The organism is Pontibacterium sp., from assembly GCF_041587635.1.
Classification (GTDB): domain Bacteria; phylum Pseudomonadota; class Gammaproteobacteria; order Pseudomonadales; family Balneatricaceae; genus Pontibacterium.
Window position 1 is genome coordinate 1 of sequence record NZ_JBFGYC010000325.1, and the last position, 4,666, is coordinate 4,666.

4 protein-coding genes are annotated in these 4,666 nt (G+C 48.7%); all 4 read right to left on the reverse strand.

Features of this window, described 5'->3' with window-relative positions; translation table 11 throughout:
* The coding region (locus ABYW01_RS14625; protein ID WP_372833976.1) for a response regulator transcription factor at window positions 1-506 on the reverse strand (506 nt) is incomplete at its 3' end.
* Between the two features lie 69 nt (window positions 507-575).
* Window positions 576-2,147: a diguanylate cyclase domain-containing protein gene (locus ABYW01_RS14630; RefSeq protein WP_372833979.1), complete on the reverse strand. Its 1,572-nt coding sequence runs from the start codon at window positions 2,145-2,147 to the stop codon at window positions 576-578.
* A 20-nt stretch (window positions 2,148-2,167) separates the two neighbouring features.
* Window positions 2,168-2,644, reverse strand: coding sequence for a DUF3291 domain-containing protein (locus ABYW01_RS14635; RefSeq protein ID WP_372833981.1), 477 nt, complete (start codon window positions 2,642-2,644; stop codon window positions 2,168-2,170).
* 166 nt (window positions 2,645-2,810) lie between these two features.
* Complete coding sequence (locus ABYW01_RS14640) at window positions 2,811-4,427, reverse strand: diguanylate cyclase (RefSeq protein WP_372833983.1); 1,617 nt, start codon at window positions 4,425-4,427, stop codon at window positions 2,811-2,813.
* Between the last annotated feature and the right edge of the window lie 239 nt (window positions 4,428-4,666).

Genomic DNA, 4,666 nt, shown 5'->3' on the forward strand with positions numbered 1-4,666 from the left:
AGGTTGATCGCTTCACCCGCCAATGTGCAGCGCTTGGTTGTGCCAATCATCATCAGTTGGCCAAATGTCAGGGACTGCGCAGCAGAATTTCCTTCGATAACTACCTGCGGCTCCTCGTTGACCGGTTCTTCCTCAGAACGACGCAACAACATACGAATCCGTGCAAGTAGCACACGTGGGTGCAACGGTTTACAGACATAGTCATCAGCCCCCATTTCAAGAGCGGCCACCTGATCCATATCGTCATCACTAGCCGTGAGGATGAGAATTTTTCCTTGATAGGTCGCACGCACCGCCCGACATATGCTCAGCCCATCCATACCCGGTAGCATCAGGTCTAGAATCAACAGGTCGGGATTCATCTGTTCCAGCAACCGTTGAGCATCCGCACCGTTGTGCCCTACCGCCACATTGTAACCATTGCGGCTCAGATAAAGATCCAGCAATTCCGTCAGCTTCACATCATCTTCGATGAGTAAGATCTGCATATCTGTTGGGCTGTTCACGCGTGAATATCCTGCCTTGTGGTGTGTTCAACGTTGATCATAACGAAGCGCGCAACAAGGCTAAACCGCTTATTGCAGCTGACAGGCGTATTCAGACACCTCCGATGCATAAACCACGAACCCCTGATCACCGCGCTTAGCCGCGTACATAGCAAAGTCAGCATTGCGCAGCAACGCATCAATCGAAGGGCCGTCATCGGGATATAACGCCACCCCTACGCTGGCACTTACGGAGACAGTCCCCCCATCACTGAGCGGACAAGGTTCGGCCACGTGCTCAATAATCTGATGGGCAATACGGTCAATTGGTTCCGGGGAATGTAACCCTGTCAGCAAAATAACAAACTCATCACCGCCAAAACGTGCCACAGTATCACCTTCACGGACCACTTTACCCAGACGGGCAGCAATCTCCTGTAAGACCTGATCACCCGCTTCATGGCCAAGGGTATCGTTGATCGGCTTGAACTTGTTCAAATCAATAAACAACAGTGCGACGTGGTCATTGGTACGACTCGTCGCCGAGATCGCCGCTTCACAACGTTCCAGAAACAGTAAGCGGTTGGGTAGCCCGGTCAGAGCATCGTATTTCGCCTGATACTGTACTTGTGCATCGGCGGCTTTACGACGACTGATATCCTGATGGGTGCCGGACATCCGTAACGGTTTTCCACTGTCGGACCACTCCACAACATTGCCCCGCTCCATCACCCAAACCCAGTGCCCTTCTCTATGTTTCAAGCGCACTTCGCACTCGTAGTGATGCAGTTCATGCCGGAACAGTTGGCCGATCAACATATCCGACTTGATCCGGTCATCCGGGTGGATCAGGTCTAAGCGTGTTTGGATCGTGAGCGGTTTTAATTCATGCAGTTCATAGCCAACCACATTCGCCCAACGCTCATTGAGGGCGATATCACCGCTCTCCACCCGCCATTCCCAGGTACCTACATTGGTGCCACGAATAATCTCTTCCAGTCGTTTTTGCTCTAAAGCGAGTGCTGCCTCAGCCTGCTTGCGTTTGATGAGCATCCGCAGCAAAAACAATACGGCAAAAAGTAATGCCAACGAACCGGCCAGCAACAGTGTAATCAGACGTTCATCACCTTCTCGTAGTGCTTCTGTCTGTCGGTCCACCATCTCTTCCAGCTGAGATTGATAGTGCCAGAGCGTCGCCTGCGTTTCCCGCAGCTCTGAAACATCATTCACAATCGAAAACAGCAGCGACTTATCATCAAATACAAAGGGCACCGATGAAACTTCAACGGTACGTACTTCGCCATTAGCCAGGCGATGCCGAAAGATAAAAAAATTACGATGCTGCTCGGAGGCACGCGCTCGTTCCGCTGCGACCTCTTCTTTGGTGAGTGTATTGATCTGTTGGATCTTCATGGTTTGCAGCTGCGGCTGAGAGTAACCATAAAAACGGCTGGCGGCAGGGTTGGCATCGATGATTTCTCCGGAAGCCGGATCAATCAACAACATGATCGCACTATGCTGATCAAACACTTTTTGAATAGAGGGCAATGCTGCGTTACCCGGTTCTGCGATCGCAATTGCGGCCAGTAACAGCAGACCCGCCAGCAGGGTACGAAATATCCAGGTTGCTGTCGTTTCCAGATGACGAATTTGGGTGGTCATATTACAGCCCTTTATGATACTTATGGATCGAGCAATGCTGTATCAGCAAGGGTCGGTTCAGGAAACGATTTATGCGGTAGGAAACCCTGTTCAGAAGGTCCGTGCGCAGCGAGATAATCCAGTCGTTTAACCGCTTCTTCAATGGTTGGCCTGTGCCCGGCAGGAACCCACCACATCACCATCAGCGGGCCCTCACTACGTTGAAACCACTGGTCCCGACGTTTCAGAAAGCTAACGTGATCTGATTTGTAGACATAGTCTTTGAAAGCATCCATATCCTGCCAAACGGAAAGATTTGGTAATACGCCCGGTCGATCGGCAATCACGCAACTGGTGGCATTATTATCATCACCGACCAGACGCCAGATAAACCCGGGGTGTTGTTCTGCCAGTGTGTTGATCCGATCAAGGTTATCGACAAACTCCACCATCCGTGGGTCTGTCAATTCATAAAGCGGGGTCGCAATGTTCAATTGCGCGAGGTGGAACAGGCTCATACCACAAAAAATCCTTTTACTTCCTAATCTTATGAACCAACAGCTTATCTAAGCTGTTAGTAAATATTAGCATGATACGCAGATCATTCCGGACACTTTTTATGTATTCCGGATGCATCAGCCTTCAATATCAAACCGACATTGTCTGTATCGACGTAACACCCATTCAGATATAAGCCATCACCGAACAATTTCTTCCCATACTTTTCGCTCGATAAAGTGCCTTATCAGCGCACTGATATACATTAGCAAAATCGGATCCATGGTCCGGAGAAGAGGCTAAGCCAATGGAAATCGTACTACCCGCCGCCTCAGAATAGGTCTCAGCGACCAATACTTCATACCGTTTACGAATCCACTCAGCCTTACGAAAGGAGACATGAATATCCGTGGCGGGCAACAGAATCAAGAACTCCTCCCCACCGTAGCGACAGACCATATCCTCAGCTCTGCATTCATCCTGCATCAGCGTCGCCAACAGCTGCAATACTTGATCACCCTTCTTGTGACCCAGCTCATCATTGACCTTTTTGAAGTGATCGACATCGATCATCATCAGGGTGCAGGCGCCTACACGTCGGTCACCAAAGGTCTGCTCAACCTTATCTTCCATAAAGCGCCGGTTATACAATCCGGTCAGCGCATCACGAATTGCCTGATCATGCAGTTCATCACGCAGCTGGCTGATTTCGCGAATCTTCTCTTTCAACGTTCGGTTGGCTTCACGCACTTGGTATTCAAGTTTTTTCTGTTCGGTAATATCCATCGACATACCGATATATCGATCAACCTCACCGTCATCATTTTCCAGCGGGATTTTCACTGACCAGTAGTAATAGGTTTCATCTCCGGCGTTAAAGGTCTCAATACACGCCATACGCCTGCCCGTCTCAAATACTTGCCGGTCGGTATGATCAAACTCTTCACCCTGAATGTCGCCCAGTAATTCATAGTTATTCATGCCCAGAATTTTTTCGCTGGACAGTCCAAAGAGTTCTTCCGTTTTCTTGTTGATATAACGGAAACGACGTTCAGAATCCTTGATGTATACGTACGCTCCCACGTTATCGAGAATGGTGCTTAGCTTGGTTTCACTATCACGTAATCGACGTTCAGCCACCTTCAGCGCGGTGACATCGGTTGATATTCCAAACAGACCAATAATCTCACCATGCTCGTTATGCAGCGGCTTCTTGACTGTCAGGTAGTGCCGGTATTCATCCAATCCAGGCACATAGTTGATCTCCTCTTTTTCGATGATGTCGCCGTCTTCAATCACATAACGATCACTGCCTTCCACCAGCGATTTTGCGGTTTCTGCTCCGAAGAAGCGGGCATCGCTCTCCCCGATAATCTCTTCCAGTGGATAACCAAACAGGTCACAGACCTGACGGTTTGCATAGGTATAGTTGTAATTCACATCTTTGCAGTAAACGTATGCGCCCAGATTGTCGAGCAACGCAAATACATCTCGCTGATGGCTGGTAGACGATAAGAAGGGGATAAGATTGATGGCAAGAAAACGATGTTCTTCTGCGGATATTTCGGAACATCGTGCCTGATAAATCGCACTATCAATATGAAAAACAAGATCAGATTCAGATGTTCGTGCCTGTAGCAAAGGCTTTAGACGGGACTGCCATAGATCGCTCGACTCCAGTTCCTTTTCGGTCTGCCTTAACATGGTGGCTGCGCGAGCATTAACCACCGGGATTGACCAGTCAGACAGATCAACCAGCAGATAAGCCTGATTCAACTGGGTAAATACCGAATAGATAGTCATTGGTAATTACTCATTACGACACGTTCCCTGAACATAACGGATATCCAGATAGACATCCAACGTTACGGAACCTGGGTAATCCCCCTGAACCCCGTTTTCTCTGATCTATTCTCCGAATTCAGCCAGAATGATATATAGAATTTTACTTTTCTGTATTTAAATCTATAACTTACTCCTGAGTCTGGAAATCAAGCATGATAAAGTCCGTTATATTACAGCGGGCAGAAGTGCACAGTAGA

Excerpts from the sequence above, each read along its gene's own strand:
- ABYW01_RS14630 (WP_372833979.1), bottom strand. The coding sequence starts at position 2,147 with ATGACCACCCAAATTCGTCATCTGGAAACGACAGCAACCTGGATATTT.
- ABYW01_RS14635 (WP_372833981.1), bottom strand. The coding sequence starts at position 2,644 with ATGAGCCTGTTCCACCTCGCGCAATTGAACATTGCGACCCCGCTTTAT.
- ABYW01_RS14640 (WP_372833983.1), bottom strand. The coding sequence starts at position 4,427 with ATGACTATCTATTCGGTATTTACCCAGTTGAATCAGGCTTATCTGCTG.